The organism is Pseudarthrobacter sp. MDT3-1 (genome assembly GCF_054510755.1).
In genome coordinates, this window is the sequence record NZ_JBTNDX010000009.1 from 80,891 (window position 1) to 107,322 (window position 26,432).

20 protein-coding genes and 2 pseudogenes are annotated in these 26,432 nt (G+C 66.2%); 16 read left to right on the plus strand and 6 right to left on the minus strand.

Features of this window, described 5'->3' with window-relative positions:
• Positions 1–127 precede the first annotated feature (127 nt).
• On the plus strand, positions 128–1,090 hold the full coding sequence (locus ACX80X_RS09090) for a trypsin-like serine peptidase (RefSeq protein WP_252601178.1): 963 nt from the start codon (positions 128–130) through the stop codon (positions 1,088–1,090).
• Positions 1,091–1,349: 259 nt separating this feature from the next.
• Here the strand turns inward: ACX80X_RS09090 and purH are convergent, their stop codons facing one another.
• On the minus strand, positions 1,350–3,044 hold the full coding sequence (gene purH / locus ACX80X_RS09095) for a bifunctional phosphoribosylaminoimidazolecarboxamide formyltransferase/IMP cyclohydrolase (RefSeq protein ID WP_252601181.1): 1,695 nt from the start codon (positions 3,042–3,044) through the stop codon (positions 1,350–1,352).
• A 142-nt stretch (positions 3,045–3,186) separates the two neighbouring features.
• On the opposite strand from purH, the gene ACX80X_RS09100 reads away from it, so the two are divergent.
• Positions 3,187–4,539: an MFS transporter gene (locus ACX80X_RS09100; protein ID WP_252601184.1), complete on the plus strand. Its 1,353-nt coding sequence runs from the start codon at positions 3,187–3,189 to the stop codon at positions 4,537–4,539.
• A 74-nt stretch (positions 4,540–4,613) separates the two neighbouring features.
• On the opposite strand, the gene ACX80X_RS09105 is transcribed toward ACX80X_RS09100, so the two are convergent.
• Entirely contained in the window at positions 4,614–5,555 is a 942-nt protein-coding gene (locus ACX80X_RS09105) for a DUF559 domain-containing protein (protein WP_459311795.1), read from the minus strand.
• Positions 5,556–5,704: 149 nt separating this feature from the next.
• Entirely contained in the window at positions 5,705–6,271 is a 567-nt protein-coding gene (gene purN / locus ACX80X_RS09110) for a phosphoribosylglycinamide formyltransferase (RefSeq protein ID WP_252607779.1), read from the minus strand.
• Between the two features lie 39 nt (positions 6,272–6,310).
• Here purN and ACX80X_RS09115 point away from each other — a divergent pair, with 39 nt between their 5' ends.
• Entirely contained in the window at positions 6,311–6,739 is a 429-nt protein-coding gene (locus ACX80X_RS09115; RefSeq protein ID WP_252613090.1) for a hypothetical protein, read from the plus strand.
• Between the two features lie 42 nt (positions 6,740–6,781).
• Here ACX80X_RS09115 and ACX80X_RS09120 read toward each other — a convergent pair whose 3' ends face one another.
• Positions 6,782–8,098, minus strand: a complete 1,317-nt coding sequence (locus ACX80X_RS09120; RefSeq protein ID WP_252607895.1) for a cell division protein PerM — start codon at positions 8,096–8,098, stop codon at positions 6,782–6,784.
• Between the two features lie 427 nt (positions 8,099–8,525).
• Between ACX80X_RS09120 and ACX80X_RS09125 the strand changes: the two genes are divergently transcribed.
• The 11 genes and pseudogenes from ACX80X_RS09125 to ACX80X_RS09175 all read left to right on the plus strand — a co-directional run bounded on the left by ACX80X_RS09125 (position 8,526) and on the right by ACX80X_RS09175 (position 21,352).
• Complete coding sequence (locus tag ACX80X_RS09125; RefSeq protein WP_374209870.1) at positions 8,526–8,984, plus strand: DUF4383 domain-containing protein; 459 nt, start codon at positions 8,526–8,528, stop codon at positions 8,982–8,984.
• A 365-nt stretch (positions 8,985–9,349) separates the two neighbouring features.
• Complete coding sequence (locus ACX80X_RS09130) at positions 9,350–10,207, plus strand: HNH endonuclease (protein WP_252613095.1); 858 nt, start codon at positions 9,350–9,352, stop codon at positions 10,205–10,207.
• Positions 10,208–10,503: 296 nt separating this feature from the next.
• Positions 10,504–11,007 (plus strand): annotated as a pseudogene (locus tag ACX80X_RS09135) (flotillin family protein); the annotation flags it as partial.
• A gap of 542 nt (positions 11,008–11,549) precedes the next feature.
• Positions 11,550–11,798, plus strand: coding sequence for a flotillin domain-containing protein (locus tag ACX80X_RS09140; RefSeq protein ID WP_252607894.1), 249 nt, complete (start codon positions 11,550–11,552; stop codon positions 11,796–11,798).
• A 39-nt stretch (positions 11,799–11,837) separates the two neighbouring features.
• A complete protein-coding gene (locus ACX80X_RS09145; protein WP_252601198.1) occupies positions 11,838–12,086 on the plus strand; it encodes a hypothetical protein in 249 nt (82 codons plus the stop codon).
• Positions 12,087–12,174: 88 nt separating this feature from the next.
• Positions 12,175–13,380 (plus strand): glycosyltransferase family 4 protein, encoded by a 1,206-nt coding sequence (locus tag ACX80X_RS09150; RefSeq protein WP_252601201.1) that lies wholly within the window; start codon positions 12,175–12,177, stop codon positions 13,378–13,380.
• Positions 13,377–14,750, plus strand: a complete 1,374-nt coding sequence (locus ACX80X_RS09155) for a UDP-glucose dehydrogenase family protein (protein ID WP_252601203.1) — start codon at positions 13,377–13,379, stop codon at positions 14,748–14,750. The genes ACX80X_RS09150 and ACX80X_RS09155 overlap by 4 nt, the downstream gene beginning before the upstream one ends.
• A 176-nt stretch (positions 14,751–14,926) precedes the next feature.
• Complete coding sequence (locus ACX80X_RS09160) at positions 14,927–15,454, plus strand: EAL domain-containing protein (RefSeq protein ID WP_308293065.1); 528 nt, start codon at positions 14,927–14,929, stop codon at positions 15,452–15,454.
• 58 nt (positions 15,455–15,512) lie between these two features.
• The gene (locus ACX80X_RS09165) at positions 15,513–16,838 is read left to right on the plus strand and encodes an MBL fold metallo-hydrolase (RefSeq protein WP_459311799.1); all 1,326 of its coding nucleotides are present in this window, start codon (positions 15,513–15,515) and stop codon (positions 16,836–16,838) included.
• A gap of 102 nt (positions 16,839–16,940) precedes the next feature.
• Complete coding sequence (locus ACX80X_RS09170; RefSeq protein ID WP_252613098.1) at positions 16,941–20,447, plus strand: response regulator; 3,507 nt, start codon at positions 16,941–16,943, stop codon at positions 20,445–20,447.
• Positions 20,444–21,352 carry a GGDEF domain-containing protein gene (locus ACX80X_RS09175; protein WP_252613101.1) on the plus strand — a complete coding sequence of 303 codons (909 nt, stop codon included), beginning with the start codon at positions 20,444–20,446 and terminating at the stop codon, positions 21,350–21,352. Before ACX80X_RS09170 ends, ACX80X_RS09175 begins: the two co-directional genes overlap by 4 nt.
• A 30-nt stretch (positions 21,353–21,382) precedes the next feature.
• Here the strand turns inward: ACX80X_RS09175 and ACX80X_RS09180 are convergent, their stop codons facing one another.
• Positions 21,383–21,889, minus strand: coding sequence for a hypothetical protein (locus tag ACX80X_RS09180; RefSeq protein ID WP_252613104.1), 507 nt, complete (start codon positions 21,887–21,889; stop codon positions 21,383–21,385).
• Positions 21,890–22,133: 244 nt separating this feature from the next.
• On the opposite strand from ACX80X_RS09180, the pseudogene ACX80X_RS09185 reads away from it, so the two are divergent.
• Positions 22,134–22,662 (plus strand): annotated as a pseudogene (locus tag ACX80X_RS09185) (dihydrofolate reductase family protein).
• A 15-nt stretch (positions 22,663–22,677) separates the two neighbouring features.
• On the opposite strand, the gene ACX80X_RS09190 reads toward ACX80X_RS09185, so the two are convergent.
• Positions 22,678–25,647, minus strand: a complete 2,970-nt coding sequence (locus tag ACX80X_RS09190; RefSeq protein ID WP_459311801.1) for an AfsR/SARP family transcriptional regulator — start codon at positions 25,645–25,647, stop codon at positions 22,678–22,680.
• A gap of 254 nt (positions 25,648–25,901) precedes the next feature.
• Between ACX80X_RS09190 and ACX80X_RS09195 the strand changes: the two genes are divergently transcribed.
• Positions 25,902–26,429: a hypothetical protein gene (locus ACX80X_RS09195; RefSeq protein WP_252601221.1), complete on the plus strand. Its 528-nt coding sequence runs from the start codon at positions 25,902–25,904 to the stop codon at positions 26,427–26,429.
• The last annotated feature ends 3 nt before the right edge of the window (positions 26,430–26,432 follow it).

Sequence of the window (26,432 nt, forward strand, 5' to 3'; positions counted from 1 at the left end):
AGGACACGTTTGCGGACCATACTTTTGGCGTCACTACTATTTACAAATTTGTCATGTCTCGATAGGTTACATGGGTCACGCGGCTGGCTCTCCCGGGCACGCCTTCACACGTTTAGACAGGACGATAATGACGCGTACCAGGTCCTTGGCTGCCACCCTCCTGAGCCTTTCGGCGGCTGCCGTCCTGGCGCTGGTTGGCGCCGGAAGTGCCCATGCTGCCTCGTCGTCGAGCGATAAAGCAGCTCCTTCGGTGGCCAGCGCAATCGTAGACAGCACTGGGGCGGCGGACTACTGGACGTCAGACCGCATGCGCGCCGCGATTCCCGGTGATGTCCTGGCCGGCAAGGCGCTGGAACGCGGTAAATCATCCAGTGCGGCCAGTGTGCTGAAGGGACCCAAAACCAAGGTGGCGGGCACCACGGGAAAGCCCTCACTCGCTCAGCCTGCGAACCCGGTAGCCCACATCGGCAAGGTGTTCTTCACCCTTGGCGGCGCGAACTACGTCTGTTCCGGAAACGCCGTTGCGGCGACGAACAAGAGCACCGTGGCCACCGCCGGGCACTGCGTCAGTGATGGCCCCAACTCGCATGCCACTAACTTCGTCTTTGTACCGGCCTACGAGAATGGCGCCAGGCCTTACGGTACCTGGACAGCCAAGGCGCTTTACACCACGGCCCAGTGGGAGGGCTCCGGGGACATCAGCTACGACACCGGCTTTGCGGTCATGAATCAGCTTGGCCGCGCGTTCCTGACCGACGTCGTCGGGGGCTCCGGCGTGGCATTCAATGAAGACCGCGGCCTTCAGTACACCTCCTACGGCTACCCTGCCGCCAAGCCCTTCAGCGGCGAACGGCTCTGGAGCTGCACTGGCACGGCCACCAAAGACACCAACAACCCGCAGTTCAATACCCAGGGCATCCCATGCGACATGAACGGTGGCTCTTCCGGTGGCCCGTGGTTCATCGGCAGCGGCCCCGACGGCTTCCAGAACTCCGTCAACAGTTACGGCTATAGCCAGAAACCCGTGATGTACGGCCCGTACTGGGGCGCGGCCATCCAGGAGACCTATGTCCGTGCCGCACGAGCTTAGGAAATCCTCACCTGTCGCGGAATCCGGGAGCAGATCCGTCAGCCACAGCGAATCGGACCAGACCCACGGGGAGATCCTCGAGTACTGGACCAAACCGCGAATGGCCGATGCCAAGCCCCGGGAGCTTCGGCTTCCGGAAGGGGGTCCGCGCCTCATGCAGCGGGGCGCGGACCCGGCACCACGTCCTTCCTAGCTGCCCGTTAAGGCCCGACGGCGCCTGTCCCCTCAGCGGGGACAGGCGCCGTCGACGTTTAGCCGCTTAGTGGAAGAAGTGGCGGGCACCCGTGAAGTACATGGTGATGCCGGCCGCGCTGGCCGCGGCGACCACTTCCTCATCCCGGACGGAACCGCCCGGCTGGACCACGGCGCGGACGCCGGCGTCGATCAGGATCTGCAGGCCGTCAGCGAACGGGAAGAACGCGTCGGAGGCTGCGACGGCGCCGCGGGCACGCTCGGGTGCAACGCTCGCCTCCGTCGTCGACGGACCAGCCGCGCCGCCAGCACCTTCGACGTCGGACTCCACCGAAACGCCCAGCGTGTTGGCACGCTCGACGGCCAGGCGGCAGGAGTCCAGCCGGTTGACCTGGCCCATGCCGATGCCCACGGCTGCGCCGTGATCGGCGATCAGGATGGCATTGGATTTGGCGGCACGGCAGGCAGTCCAGGCGAAGGCGAGGTCCGCGAGCGTCTTTTCGTCAGCGGCTTCGCCGGCGGCGAGGGTCCAGTTGGCGGGGTTGTCGCCGTCGGCGTCCACCTTGTCGCTCATCTGTACCAGGACACCGCCGGAAACCTGGCGCATTTCTGCCGGGTAGCGGTCGTAGCCTTCGGGCAGGGCCAGCAGGCGGATGTTCTTCTTCTTGGCGAGGATCTCCACGGCTTCCGGCTCGAAGTCCGGGGCAATGACAACCTCGGTGAAGATGCCGGCAACGGTCTGCGCCATGGCGGCGGTGACCGTGCGGTTGGCAGCGATGACGCCGCCGAAAGCGGAGACGGGGTCGCAGGCGTGGGCCTTGGCGTGGGCGTCGGCGATCGGGTCTGCAGCATCAGCGGAACCAACGGCGACACCGCACGGGTTGGCGTGCTTGATGATGGCGACGGCGGGCTCGGCGAAGTCGAACGCGGCACGGAGGGCGGCGTCGGCGTCGACAAAGTTGTTGTAGCTCATGGCCTTGCCGTGCAGCTGGTCCGCCTGCGCGATTCCGGCCGGGGCGGCCTTGTCCACGTAGAGCGCGGCCTGCTGGTGCGGGTTTTCGCCGTAGCGGAGAACCTCGGAGCGCTCCAGCGAGAGGCCGGCGTAGGCAGGCCAGTCGATGACGCCGTCGCCGTCTTCATCCAGGAACTGGCTGGCAGTCCAGGTGGCCACGGCGTTGTCATAGGACGCGGTGTGGGCGAACGCCTTGGCGGCCAGCCGCCGTCGGGTCTTCAGGTCAAAGCCGCCCTCAGCGGCGGCGGTGACCACGGAGCCGTAGTACGTGGGGTCCACAACAATGGCGACGGCGGCGTGGTTCTTCGCTGCCGAACGGACCATGGCGGGGCCGCCGATGTCGATCTGTTCAACGACATCGTCCTGCGCGGCGCCGGACTTCACGGTCTCAACGAACGGGTAGAGGTTCACCACCACCAGGTCGAAGGTTTCAATTTCCATGCCGGCGAGGGTTTCCATGTGCGCGGGGACGCGGCGGTCCGCCAGGATGCCGCCGTGGACGCGCGGGTGCAGCGTCTTGACGCGGCCGTCCAGCATTTCCGGAGACCCTGTGACTTCTTCGACTTCCTGCACCGGGATACCGGCCGCGGCGATCTTCTTGGCCGTGGAACCGGTGGAGACGATCTTCACGCCGGCTGCGTGCAGGCCCTTGGCGAGATCCTCCAGACCGGTCTTGTCGTAGACCGAGATCAGCGCCCGGCGGATGGGAACACGGTCGATGGATACACGGTCAGGCTGCGTGACGCTCACAAAAAGTCTCCGTCTGATCTCGCGGAACAGTGCCGCGGTTGGTGGGGATGGGCCCAGTTTATCGTGTTGTGCGGTTTGCCCCGCTTGCCGGCGGCAGTGTGAACGTCAGTGGGCACGGTTAGAGTTTTCACAGGAGGCTGCGATGAATACTTACACCACTGTGCCCAGCGGCGAACAAGTGGTCCAGGAACTGCCCTGGCGTTGGAAAGTCCAGGGCAGGATCTTCGTGATCGGCGGCCTCGGCTTTATGTTCGATGCCTGGGACGTGACGCTTAATGGCATCCTCATCCCGCTGCTCTCGACGCACTGGGCCCTGGCTCCCGGCGAGGTGGCCTGGGTGGGTACGTCCAACCTGATCGGCATGGCCCTGGGCGCGTTTGTGTGGGGAACCATCGCGGACACGATCGGGCGGAAGAAGGCGTTTACGGCCACGCTGCTGATCTTCTCGCTCTTCACGGTCCTGGGCGCCTTCTCCCCCGACTTCATCTGGTTCTGCGCGTTCCGCTTTATGGCCGGCTTCGGTCTGGGCGGCTGCATTCCCGTGGACTACGCGCTGGTGGGTGAGTTCACACCACGCAAGCAGCGCGGGAAGGTCCTCACCGCGATGGACGGCTGGTGGCCGGTGGGCGCGGCCCTTGCCGGTTTTGTGTCCGCCGGCCTCGTGGCGGTGTTCGGCGACTGGCGGCTGACCATGCTGGTGATGGTGCTGCCTGCGCTCCTGGTGTTCTGGGTCCGGCGCAGCGTTCCGGAGTCGCCGCTGTTCCTCATCCGCAAGGGGCGCCGCGAGGAAGCTGCCAAGGTCATCGACGACCTCGTGGCGGCAACCGGCGCCGAACCCCGCGCCTACAGCCTGCCCGACGCGCAGGAAGTTCCGCGGCTCTCCGCCGGCAGCGCGTGGCACCAGCTGCGGCTGGTGTGGCAGTTCAACTGGAAGATCACGGCCACGGCCTGGGCCCTGTTCTTCAGCATCCTGCTGGTCTACTACCTGTCCCTGACGTGGATGCCGCGGATCCTGATCGGCGCTGGTTTCGCCGAGTACAAGGCGTTTGTGACCACGGCGTCCATGGCCGCGGTTGGGCTCTTGGGTGTGGTTGTGGCCGCGCTGCTGGTGGAGCGTGTGGGCCGCAAATGGATCCTGGCCATCACCGGCCCGTTGTCCGCGCTGACCCTGGTGATCGTGGCGATTGTGGTCGACATCCCCACGGCGGCGGTGTTCTGGCTGCTGGTGTTCGGATTTGTGGTGCAGATAGCGATTCCGGTGCTCTACGCCTATGTGTCTGAGCTGTACCCCACCGAGCTCCGCGGCACGGGTTTCGGCTGGGCGTCAACATTTTCGCGGCTGGGGGCTGGTTTTGGGCCCCTGATATTTGCGAACTACTTCTGGCCCGAGCTCGGCCTGGCCACGTCCTTCGCCCTGGCCGGCGGGCTGGTGCTGGTGGCCGTCCTGTGGATGGCGTTCTTCTCCCCCGAAACCAAGCAGCGCCGCCTCGAGTAGCCCCCGGCGTCGCCCCACCCAACTAAGTAGCGCTAACTGTCGTTTTGAGCGCTCAGAACGACAGTTAGCGCTACTTAGTTGGGCGACCAGCCGCGGTTCATCAGCGCTGAGCGGACTTTGGCGACGGCGGCCCGGGCTTCGTTCTCCATGTGCCGTTTCGAGATCCGGACCAGCAACCACCCCGCCCTGGCAAAGTCCTCTTCGCGGGCAATGTCACGGACGATCTGCGCCGTCTCGGAATGGCCTTCGCCGTCGTACTCCACTGCAACTTTTTGTTCCGGGTAGGCGAGATCCGGTTGACGTACGACGCCGGCGCCCAGTAACACGGGAACGTTCAGTCGCGGTTCTGGCAGCCCGCGGTTCTCCAGGGCCAGCCTAAGTTTGGTTTCCGGGGCAGAGTCGGACCCGATCCGGGCCTGCTCAAGGGCAAGGCGCGCCTTTTGAATGCCGGGCGTTCCTTTGTGCCGGTCGAGCATTCCCGCCAGATCCGCCGGCGTGGCATAAGGCTCGGATCTGCCCTCGAAATCAGGCCTGGGAATCCTCAGCATGTGATCGGCAACCACAGTTAGCTCGTCAATGCTCATCTTCCGGGCGCAATCCAGCCACGTCCGCGCCCGGGACGTGATCAACAGGCCGTTGAGGGTGACAATTTCGTCGGCAAAGAACTGACCCCTGTGACCTTTCACCCCTGGTCGGCGCATGATGGCTACCGTGTCCGGGCGCGAGATATGAATCAGTGGATCATCGCTCCCCGGCAGGAACCCGGGGAATTGCCACAGCAAGAACGCAGAGGCGTGCGAAGCTGCCGCGAACTCCGTGACCTGGGTGTACGGCCGAATGTTGGGCGCCAGGCCGTACACGGCCACGTCGTCCGCCCTTGGCACCCGGACTCCACGGGTGGGCCGCCCCAGACCTTGGTGACGTAACTGCCGTTCGGTGATCCCGGCGTCGGCCGCTTCTTTCAAGGTGAACGGCAGCACAGCCAGCGGCTCCGGCAGAGAACGGGGGACTTTCATGTGCCCATGTTGGCAGCCCCGCGAAAACGCCGCTGAAGTTATCCACAGGTTCCTGCCCACCTGCCAAACTAAGTAGCGCTATCTGTCGTTTTGGCGGTCAAAACGACAGATAGCGCTACTTAGTTGGGGGAGGGTTGGGGTTGTTGGGGTTAGGAAGCGGCGGCGAGGGCTGCCAGGGTGTTGACGAGGAGGCGGCGCTCCACCACCTTGATGCGTTCGTGCAGGGATTCCTCGGTGTCGCCCGGTTCAATCGTGACCGCTTCCTGGGCGATGATGGGCCCGGTGTCCACACCGGCGTCGGCCCAGTGCACCGTGCAGCCGGTGACCTTCACGCCGTAGGCCATGGCATCGCGGACGCCGTGAGCGCCGGGGAAGGCGGGCAGCAGGGCCGGGTGGGTGTTGAGGTACTTGCCGTGGAATGCAGCGATGAAGTCGGCGCTGACAATGCGCATAAAGCCGGAGGAGACCACCACGTCCGGGGCGTAGGACGCCACGCGGGCGGTCAGCGCGGCATCCCATTCGTCGCGGGTGGGGAAGGAGTTGAAGTTGACCACAAACGTCTCCAGCCCGGCTTCCGAGGATCGTTCGACGCCGTAGGTCCCCTCCCGGTCGGCACCCACCGCGGCGATTTCCACGTCCAGCTCCCCTGCCTTGACGGCGTCGATGACTGACTGGAGATTGGACCCGGTGCCGGAAACGAGGACTACGATGCGCATGGGTCTAGCTTATGGGCACGCTCGCGTAGGCTGGAAAACATGAACAACACCCCGGAACCGGCTGGCCAGCAACGGACCAAACAGCCGCTCAGCGACGCCGCCAAGGACTCGCTCACCAAAACCCGCAACCTGTTCCGAATCTTCATTGTCACCGTGCTGGGCGCCTTCTTCGTCTACCAGCTCGACGTCAGCTACCTCTGGCTCACCGGCATCCTGACCGCCGCGAGCTTTGTGCTGGGTATCCTTCTGCTGGTCCGGTCGGCTCGGCTCAAGGAGTCCAAGCTGGTCCTGTTCGGCACCATCTCGGGGCTGGTGGTCTCCCTGATCATCCTGCTGGTCATCCTGGCCACGGCGCTGTTTTTCCGCCAGGTCCAGGACTTCCAGACTTGCTCACGCGAGGCCCTCACTGACCAGGCGCTCTCCAATTGCCGGGTCCAGTTGGAAAGCTCGCTGCCGGGTCTCCGGTAGCAGCCACGCCAGCAACAGCCACGCCAGCAACAGCCACGAAAGTCAGCGGGCCAGTTCCGCTTCCTCATCCACGTGCTGCTGGCGTTCCAGCCACGGTCCGGCTGCGTAACCGATCACTACGCCGATGCCCACCTCTGCGGCAATCCAGAGTCCCATCCACAAGGGGTCGGGTCCGATGGCCGTGAGGCGGCCCAGCCCGGCCGAGCCGCGGGCCAGCCAGGCCAGGCCCGCGGCCAGCAGCCCGGACACAACGCCCACCAGCGCGCCGAGGGCAAGGGTGGACACCGTGGCCGTGAACCAGCGCGCGTCAATCTTGATGGAGAGCCACTCGTCGAAGTGGTTTTCGCCTTCGCGCAGGAACCACCAGCCGGCCAGGATCCCCGCCAGAACGGGCAGCACCAGCGCCATGAACCCGTAGTCCAGCGGACCCGAAGGGATAGCGGCGAAGACCGGGATGGACGGCAGCGGCCCGGTGGCTGTACCAAGCGGCCCCACCTGCGAGCCCACGCCCAGGGCGAGGCCCGAGCCCGAGACCCAGGCCAGCGCAAAAACCACAAGGTTGGGCAGATACCCAAGCTGCGCGATGGTGAGGGCGGCACCCCCTACCGCGCCGGCGTCGAGCGCTTCATAGACAGCAATCACCAGGTTCCAGTGGATAAAAAGGTCCACGGCCAGGAGCACACCGGCGAGCGCAAACGCCGCTAGAAGGGCCACACAGCCCGCCTTCGCCGCGGAGCCCAGATAGGAGCCGGCCCAGCGGGAATGCTGGCTGGTGCGCGAGATCCAGTCGACGGCGTCGACGCCGATCAGCCGGCTCCATGAGCCTGCCTCGCGGCGGGCACCGATCACCATGCCGAGGGCGAACGGGATGAGCGGGATGAGCATTGCCAACCAGATGTTAATGACGACGTCGGCCGTGCGGCACACAAAGCCGGTGGCAGCGCCGAACGCCGAGTAGACCACCCAGGACCCGAGCAGCGCCTGCCACAGCTGGTCCGTATAGGAGGCCCGGGCCAGGCGCCGCCCCGCACGCCAGGCGAGCAAAAACGGGATCAGGGTCAGGCCGAGGGGCACCAGGGTCAGCAGGCCGGAGCCTGGACTGCCGGCCGCACCAGCCTCGCCGGAGACCACGGCGAGCTGCAGCGGCACCCCGTGAATCAGCAGCCAGCCTTGGCCGGCGAGTCGGGCCAGGGCATCAAAGGCGGTGTTCTGGAAGCCCGCGGTGGCCCACACGGCCACAATGGGAACCACCGCCAGGAGCGCGGAGATGATGGCAGCCTGCGCCGTTTCGAGGCCTCCCTGCAGCCACAAGGGCATGGGAAGGCCTCGGTCTCCGGTCTGATCAGCGCGCAGTTTCATCGTGTCCCATGGTGTCACGGCCGGGGCTTCGGACCGGGCTTCGACAGGCTCATTCTCCATGCGAGACGCGCCTCACCAGAGTTTGTAGTCCGCCGCGCTGATCGTGAACCCGTGACCGGTCCGGAGGTGGGCGCAGGCCATCCGGCCCGGCTCCCGCGAGCACACGATGTTGCGCTGCCTGTCCTTGTTCACCGACTGCCCCATCACCGGCCGGCGGGGCCCGTGGCAGGCGAAGAACCGGACGACGACGGCGGGACGGCCGCCGCCGGTGATGGCGCCGTCGTCGGGCGTTCAGAGTGTCGGGGCGCCTCGTCCGGGTCGCTCATGACGCTGGGCAGATGTCCCCATCCGGGCCTGATTCGGCGCTTTTTCCGCGGGTCCGCCGTAAGATTGGAATGTCCGCAATCAGTGGTTGGAGGCAGAAAAAATGACTACCGCATCCCCACATGCACACGTTCATTTTGGGCGCGCAGACGTCCAGAATGCGGGCATGGGAGTAGGTATCCTGTTGTTGGTGGTGGGTGCCCTGGGCTTTATCCCCGGCGTCACCACCCAGTACAGCGAATTGATGTTCCTGGGACCTGATTCCCATGCAATGTTCCTTGGGCTGTTCCAGGTGTCCATGCTGCTCAATATTGTGCAGCTGGTCATTGGCGCAACGGGCTGGGCGATGTCCCGGACCGAACACGGCGCACGGAACTTCCTCATCGGAGCAGGCGCGCTGTACATCATCCTCAGCATTTTCGGGCTCAGTGTCGGCGTTGACTCGGCGGCCAACTTCCTGTCGTTCAACATGGCTGACAACTGGACCCACCTGGTGCTGGGCGTAGCGATGGTAGCTGCTGGCTGGCTGTTCTCCAGGAACATGTCCGGCGAGAGGAAATAGCCCGGAAATGACAGGCCGGGATACAGGAGCCGCGAATGAGAAATGATCAATAAGTTCTGAATTTTCGTCCTACTCGCCGGTGCAGTTGCCGCGTTCCGCGAACAGCTGCACCGGCTTCTTTGTGGGCTTCTTAGCGGCCGACGGCGGCGCGTGGCCACGTTCTGATCGCGTGGCAACTTAGTGCCCCGCAATGGGTCCAGCGCGAACGGTCACTTGTTGCCCGCCGTGGCGCGAACCGGCAGGTAATACCCTCAAAACTCGGTTTTGACGGTATTACCTGCAAGTTCGCGCTTGGAAGTCAGGGCCCCCAAGTGTCCGTTCGCGCCAAAGGCGGCACGGGCCATGGAGCCTGCAACAATGGCCCCATGAGCGCCATCATCCTGGGCTGGGACCCGGCCGGCTGGAACCGCTGGAACTACGCGGCTGTTACTGAACACGTCGCCGTGACAGGGCTGCACCTGGAGCCTTGGAGCGTGGGCCAGAGCGTTGCCCCCGGCACCGGCGTGTGGCTGCTCCTGCTGGGAGCGCACGGCCCCGGCCTGATCGGCCATGGCGTTGTCCTGTCGGGGCAGCCCGGGCACCCGGATCAAGCGGCCACGTCGTCGGGCCAGCCTGAGTTCACCGCGCAGGTGGCGTTCGATGCGCTCCTGCCGCTGGGCGACCACGTGCCTGCGGCGGTCCTCGACGCAGCGGTGCCCGGCGTCGTCTGGGACAGCGCCGAAACCGGGGGCATGGCGCTGGAGTCCGGCGACGAAGCCGCGGTCCTTGCGCTCTGGGCCACTCACGGACCGGCACAAGGACCCGACCCAACCCAACCTGTGCCCGGCACATACCCCGAGACCGCCGTCGTGCGCGTCGCCGCCAACCGCTACGAGCGTGACCCCGAGGCCCGGCGGGCGTGTATCGCGCACCGCGGCAACAGCTGCGCGGCTTGCGGGTTCTCCTTCGAACTGGCGTACGGGGAGCTCGGCAAGGACTTCATCGACGTCCACCATGTGGTGCCGGCGGCCCAACTCGGCGGCGGCTACCAGCTGGATCCGCTCACGGATCTGGTTCCGCTCTGTGCCAATTGCCATGGCATGGCCCACCACGGAGTCAGCACGCCGCGCACGCAGGCCGAGCTGCGGCAAATCATGGCCACCGCCGGATACCTCCGCGGAACCACCGTTGCCCCTGAGGAGATTGAGGCCCAGCGCGTTGCCCGCGAGATCCTCGGCAAATAGGAGCCTGGCCGGTCGAGATCCAGCCTGTTGAAACCCCCACGCAACAGCCCGCGCCCTGGACTCTTGGGCGGGCGCCAACCAGACTGTCTACAACAGCTGGCCGGCTGGCCGGAATTGGAGACACGCAATACCGGCAGGGACTGAGCAGCTGCCATTATTGGGGCTTTCCTGGGAGGCCTGTTCCGCACGCGCGAAAGGACCTCGTCATGCCGGATCTGTCAGCATTCTTCCCGCTTCTTGCCGCGATTATCGGGGCAATGCTGGTGGTCGGCTTTGTCTGGGGGGCCATCAAACTGATGTGGAAAGTGGCGGAGCCCAATGAGGCCCTGATCATCTCCGGCCTGACCCGCGGAACCCTGGAAACCCGGGCCGGGATGGACTTCAAGATTGTCACCGGAAAGGGCGCCCTGGTATTTCCGGGCCTGCAGACCGTCCGCACGCTTTCCCTGACGCTGAATGAAACGGAGCTTAAGGTTTCCTGCGTGACCTGGCAGGGCATCCAGGTGATTGTGGAAGGCGTGGTAATTTACAAAATCGGTGACGCCCCGCCGTTTATCGCAAATGCGGCCAGGCGTTTCCTGGGCCAGCAGCCCAAAATGGAAAGCCAGGTCTACAACGTCTTTGAGGGCCACCTGCGGTCCATCATCGGAAGCATGACCGTTGAAGAGATCATCCGCGAACGGGACAAGATGGGGTCCCAGGTCCGCAGCGCCAGCGGAGTGGAAATGGAGAAGCTGGGGCTGGTGGTGGATTCGCTGCAGATCAAGGACCTGCAGGACCCCACGGGGTACATCCAGAACATCGCCAAGCCCCACATCGCCCAGGTCAAAATGGAGGCCCGGATCGCGGAGGCCACGCGGAACCGTGAGGCGGCCGAGAAGGAGGCCGAGGCGGCTGCAATGATCGCGGACGCGCAGAGCGTTTCGGCCATCCGGCAGTCGGTGGCGCAGGCGAACGCCGAGCGGGCCAAAGCCGAGGCCGCCCAGGCGGGACCGCTGGCGGATGCGACCGCGCGGCAGCACGTCGTCGTTCAGGAAACGGAAGTGGCCAAGCTTGAGGCGGACCGGGAGGAGCAGAAGCTCCAGACCACGGTCCGGAAGCCCGCCGACGCCAGGGCGTATGCCAAGCGCACAGACGCGGAGGGCCAGAAAGCGGCGGACATCAGCGCCGCCGAAGCGCTGGCCCGCCGCACGGAACTTGAGGCCCAGGCCAACGCCCGCCGGACGGAGCTGCAGGCCCAGGCGAACGCCACTGCCGCGGCGGCCGCGGCCGGAGCCACGAAGGTACCGGCGAGGCCGAAGCCGCTGCCACCAGGGCCCGCGGTGACGCCGCGGCCTCCGCCATCAAGGCCAAGGCGCTGGCCGAGGCAGACGGCATCAAGGCGCGGGCCGAAGCACTCGGGACCAACCAGGACGCCGTCATTTCGCAGCAGCTGGCCGAAAACATGCCGGCCATCATCGCCGCAGCGGCCGAGCCTTTCTCCCACGTGGGCCAGATGACCGTGCTGAACGGCGGCGAGGGCGTCAACAAGATGCTGGGCGGCATCCTGGCTCAGTGGGTGACTACCTTCCTGCCTTGTCCTCGGCACTGAAGAACAGCCGGGAAGGCAAGCGCCCCGCGAAAGGCCCCGATGCATAGAAACGTTGACCGGAGCCTTACCGGCAAGATCGGCCGCGTGACCGGGCGCATTGGGCCCGGAACCCTCGGCGAGGTCATGCTGCCCTACCTGGGCGGCACCAACGCGTTCCACGCCCACCCATTCGACAAGACGAGCATCTTCGCGGTGGGCGACGAAGTGCTGGTCATCTACTTCGAGCCGCCGCAAACGGTCTATGTGGACGAACTCCCGGACGTGCTGCGGCACGGCGAAGGCGGCTGACCCCAAGCGCTGATCTGTTAACCCAACCTTTCCCTCTACTCAACCCAGGTGACCCCGCCCCGACAGGCGACGCGCCCACCGTGGAGGGGTGAGGATCGCAATTGTTGCCGAGTCATTCCTGCCGCTGATGAACGGAGTGACCCACTCCATCCTGAGGGTGCTTGAACACCTGGAGGACCAGGGCCACGACGTCCTGGTCATCGCCCCTTCCACCTATGCTGTCTCCGAGTTCGTGGGACCGGCCGAGGTGGTTCACGGCGCGACGGTGCACCGGGTTCCCGCGGTTCCGCTGGCCGGCTACACCAACGTTCGAGTGGCGATGGGCGGTGTGTACCGGGTCAAGCGAATCCTTGCCGACTACGCACCCGACGTTGTCCACCTCGCATCGCCGTTTATCCTCGGGTGGCGGGCAGTGCAGGCCGCGCATCAGTTGGGGATCCCCACCATAGCCATCTACCAGACCGAGGTTCCCAGCTACGCCGCCCGCTATGGTGTGCCGTTCCTGGAGAACTGGGCATGGAACCGGGTGGAGAACATCCACCTGCTGGCCACCCGCACCCTGGTGCCGTCCACCTTCGCGCTGAACCAGTTGCGCGGCCGCGGGATTCCGCGGGTGGGCATGTGGCGGCGCGGTGTGGATACCGCGCGGTTTTCGCCGGAAAAGCGCGACGCCGGGTGGCGGGCAAGGGTTGCCCCCGGCGGTGAGCGGATCATCGGCTACGTCGGCCGGCTGGCCATCGAAAAACAGGTGGAGGACCTCGCCGCGCTCGCCAACGTCCCGAACACCAAGCTGGTGATTGTGGGCGACGGACCCCAAAAGTCCGCCCTGCAGGAAGCCCTGCCGGACGCGGTGTTCACCGGGTTCCTCGGCGGTGAGGAGCTGGCGAAGGCGGTGGCGTCCTTCGACCTTTTTGTCCATCCCGGCGAGTTCGAGACGTTCTGCCAGACCATCCAGGAGGCCATGGCATCGGGGGTGCCGGTGGTGGCCACGGGCCGCGGCGGGCCTCTGGACCTGGTGGAAAACTCCCGTACGGGCTGGCTGTACCAGCCCGGCGACCTGGCCGGTTTCCGGGCCCGGGTGATGGACCTGATGGGCGACGACGCCAAGCGCCGCGCGTTCGCCAGGACAGCGCACGCCTCGGTACAGCCGCGGACGTGGCCGGTGCTCAGCGCCGAGCTGGTGCGTCAGTACCAATCAGTAATCGCCGGAGAACCGTTGGCTGAAACCGTCGAAACCAAGAGCCGCCGCCCGGTGGTTGAGCCTGCCCAAACCAAAAGTGGAGCGTCCCTGTGAAAATATCGGTGATCGGCTGCGGCTACCTCGGCGCCGTGCACGCCGCCACGCTCGCGTCCATGGGCCACACCGTGGTGGGCATCGACGTGGACGCCACCAAAGTGGACCAGCTGGGCCGTGGCCAGGCCCCCTTCTTCGAACCCGGCCTGGACGAACTGCTCCGCGACGGACGCAGCACCGGCCGCCTCACGTTCTCCACCGACGTCGCCGCTGCCGCCGGCGCCCAGGTCCACTTCCTGTGCGTCGGGACGCCGCAGTCCAAGACGTCCGACGGCGCCGACCTCACCTTCCTCGTTTCCGCCACCGAGGCGCTGCTCCCGCACCTGGCGAGGGGCGCCGTCGTCGTCGGTAAATCAACCGTGCCCGTGGGCACGGTGGACATGCTCCAGGGCGTCCTCGCGGGGCGGCCGGACGTGCAGGTGGGGTGGAACCCGGAGTTCCTGCGGCAGGGCACAGCGGTGAAGGACTCGCTGGTCCCGGACCGGCTGGTCTACGGTGTGGCGGGCGGACGCGCCGCGGCCTTCAACCCCAAGACCGGGGCGCCGCGTGCCGTGACGGCCGCGCTGGATGCCGTTTATGAGCCGCTGCTGAACGCCGGGATTCCGCGCCTGGTGTGCAACTTTGCCACGGCTGAACTGATCAAGTCGGCCGCCAACGCGTTCCTGGCCACTAAGGTCAGCTTCATCAACGCCATTTCCGAACTGTGCGACGCGTCCGGCGCGGACGTGGCCGAACTCAGCGAGGCCATGGGCATGGACCCGAGAATCGGCAACCGCTACATGCATGCCGGGCTGGGCTTCGGCGGCGGGTGCCTGCCCAAGGACATCCGCAGCCTTCGCAGCCAGGCCGCCTCTCTGGGCGTGGATCCGGTGAACGACTGGATGGGTGTGGTGGATGCCATCAACGTCCGCCAGCGGACCCGGACTGTGTCGCTTGCCGCGGAACTGTGCGGGGGCGGGCTCGCCGGACGCGCGATCACCATCCTCGGAGCCTCCTTCAAGCCCGAGACCGATGACATCCGCGACTCCCCCGCCCTGGACGTCGCGGCCCGGCTGGCAGCCGCCGGCGCACACGTGACAGTGACCGATCCCAAGGCCGTGAACCACGCCTGGCTGCGGTATCCGCAACTGCGGTTCGAGACCCCGGCAACACGGGCCTTGGAGGGTGCGGAGCTGGTGCTCCTCCTCACTGAGTGGGACGAGTACCTGCGCCTGAGCCCTGCCGCTGCGGGCGCTTTGGTGCGGCGGCGGATGATCCTGGACGCCAGGAACGTGCTCGACGCCGCTGCCTGGCAGGCGGAAGGCTGGGTGGTCCGCGGGCTGGGTAGGCCTGCGGGGGCGGCTCCCATCACATTGCCGACGCGGGCCTGACAGAAGTGCGTAACTCTTAGCCGGATTCGCGCACCGCGCACCAGCAGAAGCGCCAATTCCCGGACCTCCAATTCCGGCGGCCGCGCGAAGGTCACGCATTTTCGCTCCACGATCCGCACGTGCACTTTATGATGTCCTTGGGGGTGGTAACGCATGGGGGGATCCAGGCGCTGTCCATGAACGTCTCGGGGGTCCAGCTGCAGGAACTCGACTTTGCCGAGAAAGTCCTGGACCTTTCGGAATCGTGCGGCGTGGGCATTTACCAGCTGGTTTTCGAGGTAACCGAGAGCGTGTTCTTCGACGCCGACTGCAACGTGATCGAACAGCTCAGCCGGTTGCGGGAGGCCGGTGCCCGGGTGGCGCTGGACGATTTCGGTACGGGCTACTCCTCGCTGGGACGGCTGCAGGAGCTGCCGGTGGACATCGTCAAAATCGACAAGACGTTTGTCTCCATGATTCGCACCGGCACGGAACGCCTGCCCATCCTGAACTCCATGATCAATATGGCGCACAGCCTGGGACTGACCGTCACAGCAGAAGGCATCGAAACCGACGAGCAGGCGAATTACCTCATCGCACTCGAATGCGATTCGCTGCAGGGCTACCTGTTCTCGCACCCGGAACCGGCCGACCGCTTCGAGCACGCGCTGAAGAACGCCGGACATGCGCTCTATGCGTTGGCGAGCCGCTCCGGCCCAGGCTAAGCATCTTTGCCAAATGGGAATCCGGGCACGCGTCCGGCAAGGCGAGGACAATGGATCTATGGACGTCGTTGTCATCGAAACCCGCCCGCTCGGGGACCGCAGCTACCTGGTCCACGACGGCGAGGTGGCGCTGGTCATCGATCCGCAGCGGGACATGGACCGGGTGGAGGCTGCGGCGGCGGCAGCCAACGTCCGGATCACCCATGTTGCCGAAACCCACCTGCACAACGACTACCTCAGTGGCGGCCTCATCCTCGCCCGTGCGCACGGTGCCCTGTACCTGGTGAGCGCAAACGACGACGTCGCGTTTGAACGCACGCCAATAGCCGACGGCGGCACGGTCCATGTGGGCCGGCTCACCGTGAAGGCGGTGGCCACGCCCGGCCACACCCACCACCACCTCAGCTACGTTGTCAGCGACGGCGAGGAGCAGGCCGTGTTCTCGGGCGGAAGCTTGCTCTACGGGTCAGTGGGCCGGACTGATTTGGTCAGCGACGAGGACACCGAACAGCTCACCCACGACCAGTACTCCTCGGTCCGCCGCCTGGCCGCCGGGGCCAATCCGGACGCTGCCCTGTACCCCACGCACGGGTTCGGCTCGTTCTGCTCGTCGGGGCCGGCGTCGAGCGCCCGATGGTCCACCATCGCCGAGCAGCAGGAAACCAACCACGCGTTCACCGACGCCGATGAGGACCACTTTGTGCAGGAGCTCATCAACAACCTGACCGCCTACCCGTCCTACTACGCGCACATGGCCCCGGCGAACCGGCAGGGGCCAGGCCCGGCGGACCTCACCTTGCCCGAATCACTGGACGCAACAGAGCTCTCGCGCCGGCTCGCGGACGGCGAATGGGTGGTTGACCTGCGCCACCGGGTGGCGTTCGCCAGCAGCCACCTCCAGGGCTCGGTGAGCTTCGAGTACGGCCGCGGCTCCAGTTTCACCGCCTACCTGGGCTGGGTCCTGCCGTGGAACCAGCAGCTCACCTTGGTCGGTGCAGAGGACGACGTCGAAAAGGCCATCCGGGACCTCTGCCGCATCGGCATCGACTCCCCCGACGCCGCCCTCGGAGCGGAGCCGTCGGCACTCGCGCCTGGCACCGCCGTCGTGCACTATCCGCGTGTGGGCTGGGAAGATCTGCTGCACGGGCGAAGCGCCGGGGACGTGGTGCTCGATGTCCGCCGGACGGAAGAGTACGACGCCGGCCACGTCGCCGGGGCGGTGAACATCCCGCTGCATGAGCTGCTGACGCGGATGGCCGAGATTCCGGCGGGCACGGTGTGGGTGCACTGCGCCACCGGATACCGCTCCGGGGTGGCTGCAAGCCTGTTGCAGCGCGCGGGCCGGCGGGTAGTTCATGTGGACGCGAAGTACGGTCCTTCTTGAGTTGTGAGGGATAGCATAAGGATGCGTCTCCGCCCAGGTCTCGGGCGGGCCCAGGTCTCGGTTTTTTGTGGGTGACGGGCGCACCTATGGGGAAGGATCCGCGTGTCTCAGACCGGTCTTCTGAATCAACGTCCCGCCATCGGCAAGAGAATGGCCATCTGGGGTTGGCTCATAGTGTTTTCTGCCGTGGTGCTGGGCGTGCTCGGACTGTTTCTTGCTGCCAACAGCGGCACTCCGGCGGCGATGGTGGCGGGCGACTTCGCCATCCTCGTGGCCGCCGCGCTGGCAGGTCGCAGCTGCGCCCGGGCCGCTCGCCGCGGTGGGGTGAACGCGCGCGCATGGACCCTGATGTCGGTGGCCGCCTATGTCTGGGCCGCCGGCCAGGCGGTCTGGACCTACTTCGGGCTCGCCAACAACCACGTGTACCCGTTCCCCTCCCTGGCCGATGCCCTGTTCCTCGCGCATTCGGTGCCGGCCGCCGTCGCGCTTTTCAGCTTTAAGCGCCCAGGCGGCACCACCCGCGTGGGACTGCTCCGGCCAGTGCTGGACGCAGCGGTCATCGCAGGCTCGGTCCTGGCGATCAGCTGGTACGTGACGCTGGGCCCGGCCCTCAGCGCCGAGGGCAACCTCCTGACCCGGCTCACCACCATGGCCTACCCTGTGGTGGACGTGATCATCACGTCGCTGGTGCTGGTCCTGGGGATGCGCCGGCAGCCCGGCGAACGGCTGCCTTGGCTGTGCTTCGGCGGCGGCCTGCTGGTCCTCACTGTCACGGACAGCAGCTACGTGCGGTTGACGTCCGACGGCGTCACGGGAGTCACCGGTTCACCGCTCGCCTTGGGCTGGATTATCGCCTTCCTCCTGATTGCGCTGGCACCGCTGGTCCCCTATGCGGAAAACCCGCGGCCGGACCGCAGGGCGTTTGCGCTGGCCCTGGAGCTGCTCCCCTACGCACCCATCCTGGTGGCTGTGGTGGTGCTCGCGGCCCCGCATGTGCAGGAAATGAGTACTTTCCTCTTGGTGGTGGCAAGAGTCACCATGGCTCTCGTCCTGGTCCGCCAGGTGCTGATCGTCATCGAGAACCTGACCCTGACCACCGGGCTGGAGCAGGAAGTGGCGGCCAGGACGGCTGAGCTGGAGGGCTTGGGCGCGATCGTGAACTCCTCCACGGACGCCATCCTGAGCACCACGCCCGACGGCATCATCACCAGCTGGAACCCGGGAGCGCAGCACCAGTACGGCTACACGGCCGCGGAAGCGATCGGCCGGGACGCGCGTTTCCTCCTGCCGCCGGGCAGTACGGACGGCGGCGACGAGGTTTTCGAGCAGCTCCGCGACGGCGGCGAGGCCATGAGCTTCGAAACGGAGCACCTGCGCAAGGACGGCGCCATCATCCCCGTGTCCTTGACCATTTCCCCCATCCGTGAAGGAGCGACAGTCCGCGGGATCGCCGTTATCGCCAGGGACATCACGCTGCGCCGGGCCGCCGAACTGGAGCTGAAGGCGGCCAGGGAAGCGGCGCTGGAATCCAGCCGGCTCAAGTCCGAGTTCCTGGCCACCATGAGCCATGAAATCCGCACCCCCATGAACGGCGTAGTGGGGCTGACCGCACTGCTGCTTGAGACGACGCCTCTGGACCAGACGCAGAAGCAGTACGCCCAGGGCGTCAAAGGCGCCGGCGAGGCGCTGCTGTCCCTCATTAACGACATCCTGGACTTCTCCAAACTGGAAGCCGGCAAGGTTGACCTGGATATCCGCGCCTTCGATCCCCGCGTCCTCGTGGAGGAAGTGGCGGGCCTGCTGACCGAGCCCGCGCAGGCCAAAAACCTGGAGCTGATCGCCTACTGCGAACCGGACGTTCCGGCCAGGCTGCAGGGTGATTCCGGCCGGATCCGCCAGATCCTGCTCAACCTCGCCTCCAACGCCGTGAAGTTCACGGCGGCCGGTGAGGTGTCCATCCGGGTGACGACGGAGACGCCTGACGCGAAACCCGGGGCCACCGCCATGGTCTGCTTCGAGGTCCGCGATACGGGAATCGGGATCGACCCTTCGCACCACGCGCGGCTGTTCGAATCCTTCTCGCAGGCTGATGCTTCCACCACCCGGCGCTACGGCGGCACCGGGCTGGGCCTGGCCATCTGCAGCCGGCTCACTGAGGCCATGGACGGTGAGATCGGGCTCGAAAGCGTCCCGGAGGAGGGCAGCACGTTCTGGTTCCGCATCCCCGTGCCTGTGGCACCGCCGTCCACGGATCCCGTGCCGGCCGCCGGTTTCCTTACCGGGCTGCGCGTCCTGGTGGTGGACGACAACGCCACCAACCGTCTGGTGCTGGAATCCCAGCTGCGCGGCTGGAAGCTGCAGCCGGAGGCCGTGCCGGATGCCCGCGCCGCGCTGGCCCGCGCCCACGAAGCCGCAACGGCCGGAGTGCCCTTCCACCTGGCTGTACTGGACCTCTGCATGCCGGATACCGATGGCCTGGAGCTGGCCCGCGAACTCAAGGCCGACGCCGCTCTGGCGGACATCGAGCTGATCATGCTCACGTCCACCATGCAGGTCAACGCCGCCGAGATCGCCGACGCGGGAGTCCGCGAATGGCTCATGAAACCGGTCCGCAGCTCCGAGTTCTACAACCGCCTGATCCGGCTGATGTCCACGAGTGAACACCATGCCCCGGCGGCTTCTGGGTCCGGCCGGCCTTCCGACGCTGAGCCGTCGGCTGAGTCGTCCGGTTCGTCGCCCGAGTCCTCCCCGGAGTCGTCCGATGCGTCGTCGCCTGAGTCCTCCCTTCGGGGCGCATTGCGGGGCCGCATCCTGGTGGTGGAGGACAACGAGGTGAACCAGCTGGTGGCCCGCGCCACGGTGACCAAGTTCGGCTACGCGGTGGACGTGGTTGCCGACGGCGCCGAAGCCGTGGCCGCCACCGCCAGCACGCGGTACGCCGCCGTCCTGATGGACTGCCACATGCCGGTGATGGACGGGTTCGAGGCCACGCGCATCATCCGTCGGCGCGACGGCGGGGCCAGCCACCTTCCCATCATCGCCATGACCGCCGGCGCCCTGGACGGGGACCGGGAACGCTGCCTCGCCGCCGGCATGGACGATTACCTCTCCAAACCGGTGGATGCCGCCGAGCTTGAAGCCGCCCTGGCCCGCTGGGTCCCCGAGCAGGCCACGGAGCGTTCTGCGCCGCCGGAGCCGACGGCTCCTCAGCGGGAGGAGGCTCCCCAGCTGCTGGCCGTCACCGGTGGACGTCCGCCGGCGCTGGATGCGGACCGGCTGGCCATGCTGCGCGACCTCGGCCCCGAGGACGGCCTGGGCCTGCTGCCCGCAACGACGGAGGCGTTCCGGAAGGACGTTCCCGCGCGGCTCGCGGCACTGCGCGAAGCGGTGACCAACGGCGGCGGGCCGGCTCTGGCGCAGGCCGCGCACGCCCTGAAGGGTGCGGCGGCCAACATCGGAGCTACCGCCGTCGCAAGTCTGAGCGGCGAGCTGGAGGACATGGGACGCAGCGGAAAGCTCGACGGCGGCCGGCAGCTGGTCAGCCGGCTGGAAGCTGAGCTGGTGCGTGTGGACTTTGAACTCGATCTAGCACTGGAGGTGGCACAGTGAAAGTCCTGGTGGCAGATGACGATCCGGGCTCGCTCCTGGTGGCCCGCGCCGCCGTCAAACGCTCCGGGCATGACTGCCTGACGGCGGCCGACGGTGACGAGGCGTGGGCCCTGTACCTGGAACACCAGCCCGATGTGGTGGTCACGGACTGGATGATGCCCGGGATGGACGGGCTGGCGCTGTGCCGGGCCATCCGGGCGCGCGAGGCGGACCTGTACACGTACATCGTGCTGCTGACGTCGCAAGGATCCCGGGACGATGTGCTCGCCGGGCTCGCAGCCGGGGCGGACGACTACGTCACCAAGCCGCTGGATCCGTTTGTCCTGCATGCCCGGCTGCTGGTGGCGCTCCGCGTGACCACGCTGCACGCTGATCTGGCCCATTACCGGAAGGTGCTCTCGCAGCAGGCGCGGACCGATCCACTGACCGGCCTCCACAACCGGCTCAAGCTCTCCGAGGACCTCGAGCAGCTGCATGCGCGCAGCCAGCGGTACACGGAGGGGTATTGCGTGGCCATGTGCGACGTGGACAACTTCAAGAGCTACAACGACATCTACGGGCACCAGGCAGGCGATCTCGCGCTGCGTGCCGTGGCGGGGGCGCTGGTGAGTGCGGCGCGGAAAACCGACGGCGTGTACCGGTACGGCGGCGAGGAGTTCCTGCTGGTCCTGCCGAACCAGTCACAGCTGAGCGCAAAGGCCTTTATGGAGCGGGCGCTGGATACCGTGCGCGAGCTGGAAATTGTCCACTCCGGGGATCCGCTGGGGCAGCTGACGCTGAGCGCCGGGATTTCCGCGTTCACGGCCGAGCACCGGGCAGACGCCGACACCCTCCTGGGTGAAGCCGACGCCGCCCTCTACACCGCGAAGGCGGCCGGCCGGAACCGGGTGGAGCTGGCGCTGTAGCGTTTAGCCTTGGCCTGTATTGGCCGGTGGCTACGCGGCTTTTTTGCGCTGCTTGGTCTGACCCGGCTGCTTCTTCGCGGTCTGCTGCTGAGCAGGCTGCTGCTGCACCGGATGGCGCTTGGCGGGCTGCTGCTGGGTTACCGGGCGGTGCTGTGCGGGCTGTTTCGGGGCGGACTGCCTTCGGGCTTCGGGCTCGGCGGGCTGCACCGGGGCCTCAGCTTCCTCGTCCTGCACCCGTTCATCCTGCGCGGCTTCGTACTGGGCGGTCCCGTCCTGCTCCAGCTCAATCAACGCATACATCCGGTTGCGGCGCCAGCGGCGGACCAGGTCCACACCGGCAAGGATGCCTGCCAGCGGCGTCAGGACAGCCGCGGCATAGACGAACAGCATCCACGTCAGGGTGGCCATGGGAGGTTGGTTGTTGTTCAACAGGGAGAGCCCGCCGAACATGGCGATGATCCAGAAAAGCAATACTGCCGTCAACACCGCGGCCGCGGGGAAGTACTGGTTGCGTACGATTTTCTTCAGGGTTTCCATGCATTTTCCTCCTGCCTGGCCGGGGTGCGGTGAGAGGCCGCATGAACACCAGTATGCGGCTGCAGGCCCGCGGATTCGCGCAACACGCAGGCGGTGGTGACGAACCTAACTGCGGCCCGCTCGAGAGCGGTGATCGAGCCCGTCGAGATCCAGGTTTCGCCCGGCTCAACCACCGGCGGGGGCTTCCGAGCTGCGGGCATTGCCAATACCGTGGATGACACCCGCCCTGATCTTGGAGGTCCTCATGCGCAAAGTTACGTCCGGCCTGTTCCACTCCGTTGACGGCGTGGTCTCGGACCCGTTCCTCTGACAATTCGACAGCTTCGACGACGACCTCGGCAAGGCCCTGACCCGCATGATGGAAAGCGTGGACACCGTGGTGCTTGGCCGGGTGAGCTACCAGGAATGGGCTGGGTACTGGCCCACAGCGTCGGTGGACGAGGACTTCGCCGGCTTCATCAACCCGGTGGAGAAGTTTGTGGCCTCCCGGACGCTGACGGAGCCGCTCGAGTGGCAGAACTCCCACCTTCGTGGCGGGCCTGAAGGAGCGCGACGGCGGCGAGATCGCCGTCACCGGCAGCATTTCCGTGGTGCGCCAATTGCTGTTCGCCGGGCTGCTGGATGAGCTGACCCTGATCACACACCCCGTGGTGGCCGGCAGCGGCCGGAAGCTGTTCCAGGACGGCGGCCCCGTGACGCGGCTCGGCCTCAAGGGCCAGTACCGGACCACGAAGGGCAACGTCGTCAGCACCTACGGACTGCTGGGCGAATAACGGGCAAAGCGGCGGTCACCACGGCGCCGCGCTCAGGGCACTTTCTGCAGATTGGTCTGAAGATGAATAAATGTGCTGGTCGGCAACGAATTCCTGCTGCTTACCCTCCTGCCTAGTGCGGAGCACGTCCTTGACGATCTGGGTGAGGGTCAGAGCCTGCCCGGCCGTCCAGGCCAGGCCGAAACGGATCGCACCGGCCTCGGAGCGCGCCCTGGTGATGATCGATTCGATGCGGTGCTGTTCTGCGGGGTAGAGCGGAATGCCCCGGTCGGTACGGTAGGAGTCGGCGGCCGCCAGCACGCGAATGGCAAGCTCGACGCCATGCCCGGCCACGTAGACGCCGGCCAATGACTCGAGGAAACCCACAAGGTTGCCCTGTGCACCCAACTCGAATCCAGCGTCGACCGCCTCGAGGAGCAGCCGTTCCGCGGCGTCGTAGTCGCCGGCCCGCTCTGCGTTTTCGGCCAGGTTAGTCAAAACTACCCCGAGGGCCCATCGATCGCCGAGCGGTCGTACAAGCCTGACGCTCTCGCGGCTCAGGTCAAGGGCTCGCGCGTGGTCACCGGCGTAGAAGGCTAACCGCTCCAGAACAACGAATGCGGCAGCGCGAGTCCGGGGGCTGGCATGAGGTATGGCCAATGCTTCTGCAGCGAGTCGGTGGGCGGTGATAGTGTCGTTGATCTCCATCGCCTGCACTGCCAGGCACATCGTGGTCCAGGCGGCGCCTTCGTCGTTGCCAGCGCTCTGGAATGCCTCAAGCGCGCGGTGGTGAAGGTCGGCCGCCGCGTCGTTGCGACCGAGGAGCCAACACAGAGTCGCTGCTCCACTGAGTGCAGGGGCTTGGAGCGAAGGTGGAGCGTCGGGTGTGCCCGCGACCAGCTTGAGAGCGATCTCGCATTGCTCGGCCACGTCCTCGGTGAGCTCCCAGTAATGCCAGAGTTGCCCGACCATTCGAAGCGCCAGGTCCGTGGAGCCATCCGGCCCCGTTGCCCACAACAGTGCGGCGCGTAAATCCGGTGTATCAGCATTCAGCAGCCGGAAGGCGTCCACTTGCTCGCGCCCCCACAGCTGTGGGCCGACAGACTCAGCGAGGCCGAGGTAGTACTCGGCATGCCGGCGCCGAACGGCCGACCCATCGTTGAGCACCCGGAGCCGGTCACGGGCAAACTCGCGAATCGAATGCAGCATCGACACGCGGCTTTGTCCCGCGGGATCGGTATAGCGATGCAGCAGGCTATGGCGGGCTAGGGAGATGAGCAAGTCTTCAGGCATCGTTTCCGTGCCCGGAGGCTGACCACAGATGCTATTGACTGCCGCCATAGTCGGATCAGCAGCGAAGACGCCGAGCTGATCGAACAGCCGCCGCTCAGCCTTACGCAACAGTTGGTGGCTCCACTCGATCGTGGCCGTGACGGTCCGCTGGCGGTCCGGAAGGTCGCGGAAGGCTGCCGGCAGCGCGGCAAGGCTGACCTCCAAGTCGTCCAGGAGCTCAGCCTCACTGTGATCCCGCAACTGGGCGGCTGCCAGTTCGATTGCCAGCGGAAGGCCGTCCAGGCGGTGGCACAGACGGGTGAGAACAGCCGCGTTGCCGTGGTTAAGATCGAAATGCGGACGGACTGCCCGGCCACGGGCCAGGAGCAGCTTCACGGCCGGCACCTCCCGTAGCAGTGTCGGCGGGAGGGGCTGGTCAATCGGGGGCAGGGCCAACGGTGCGAGCTCATATTCGTATTCGGCGCGCAGTCCCAGTCTTCGTCGGCTGGTGGTCATAATCCGCAGGTCGGGGGCGGCGGTGAGCATGCCAAGCACCACCGGCCACGCCTCCTCCAGATGTTCGAAATTGTCCAGGACCAACAACAGCCGGCGCGAGTGTAAGAAGCGAGCCGCGACCTTCAGCGGGTCTTCTCCGGCCCGGTCCTGCAAGCCGAGCGCAGCAACTATGGCGGCCGGCACTTGTTGAGTCTGGGTGAGCGGGGCGAGATTGACCCAGCCCACGCCGTCGGCCATTCGCTCACCGAGCTGGGCCGCTGCTGCCAAGGCCAACCTGGTCTTGCCGGTCCCGCCGGCGCCCGTTACGGTAACCAGCCTGCACCCCTCCGCGGCATACATTGAGCACAGCTCTCTTATTTCTGCCGCCCGCCCGACCAGCGGGGTGAGTTCGGCCGGGAGGTTGTCCAGCCGTTGCCTGATCCTGCGGTGTCCGTCAGCGGCGGGGGCCGCAAGCAAGGCTTCCTGCCGAAGGACCTGGCCTTCCAGTTCCTGCAGGCGTGCACCGGGATCAATACCCAGTTCCTCGACGAAGATGCTCCGCGCTTTACGGCATGCCGCCAAAGCATCGGCCTGCCGGTCAGAGCGGTACAAGGCGAGCGCAAGTGAGGCCCACAGGCGTTCCCGGTATGGATGCCGGGACACGAGCCGCTGCAGTTCCCCCACCAAAGTGCCGTGTCGGCCCAAAGCGAGCTCGACGTCGATGAGGTCTTGGTGCGCGTCCAGCTGGGCTTCCTCCAGTGCGTCCAGGTCCGGGCGCAGAAGCTCGACGTCGGCAAGGTCCGGGAAGGCGGCCCCTTTGAAGAGCTCTACAGCCTGGCGCAGATATTCGGTGCCTCCGGCCAAATCTCCTGCCTGCACGGCCAGTTCACCGGCGGTGACGTGTTCACGGAACTGCAGGAGGTCGAGCTCGTCCTCGGTGACTGTCAGCAGGTAACCGCCCGGCCGGCTTGCCAGGCGCTGGGAAGCAATCCCCTTGGACCGGTCCGGTTGGAGCAGGCGCCGCAGGTTGGCCACGTACACCTGCAGCTGCGGGCCCGGCTGCGCGGGCGGGCGGCCGTCCCAGACGGCTTCAGTCAGGAAGTCAGTGGAGACCACCGAGTTTGCCCGCAGGGCCAGGCATTCCAGGACGATCCGCAGCTTCCCGCTGCCCACAATGACCGGCGCCCCGTCGGCAACAACTTCCAGAGGGCCCAGGGTCCTGATCCACAGTGCGCCCATCGCCAAGCACCCCTCACCGACCGGCCGCTGGCCCGGACCTGGTCGGCCCGGTACCGCGGAGCTCATCGACCAGCGAGCCCATATGCCCGCCCTGACACGAGATGGCCCCGAGGAGCCACATCAACCCCATCATGCTCCTGCGGCGGGCAGAGGGTCCAGAGTCCTCGGGGAGTCCCGTCCGCGATTAAGGACCGGTTAAGGCCCGGGAGCCACGCTTGATTCACCCACCCGATATACGTTCGAAAGGAAATCCCATGAAAACAAACAGCATTACTCGCGGACTGGCGTTGTCGGCCTTTGCAGCAGCAGCCCTTGTGGCACCCGCGCAGCCGGCCTTGGCCGACGAACCGTTAATCCTCCCGGTCGGAGTCGGATGTGCCGACTTCAACCTCGGGGTGAGTGGGACGGGAGGCAAACTTCACACCAAGGAATTCTTCGACAAGGACGGCAACATCGTTCGAATCCTCACGGCAGGCAAGGGCGTCCTCCTCACCTACACCAACTATGGAACGGACCTAGGGAATCCGGTTGCGGGCAAGTCAGTCACGTTCCGGACCGATGGATCAGTGACGTCAATCAAGGTCAACCCGGACGATACCCTGACCTACACGGCCACGGGTCATCAAGGGCTCGTCATGTTCCCAGGTGACGTGCCAGCCGGACCGTCCACCACTCAGTATGTCGGAAGGATCGTCTTCAACGTCGACCTTGTTACAGGAATATTCACGTTGGTGAGTACCAAGGGATCGGCGGTTGATGTCTGCGCCAAACTGGCCAGCTGAGGC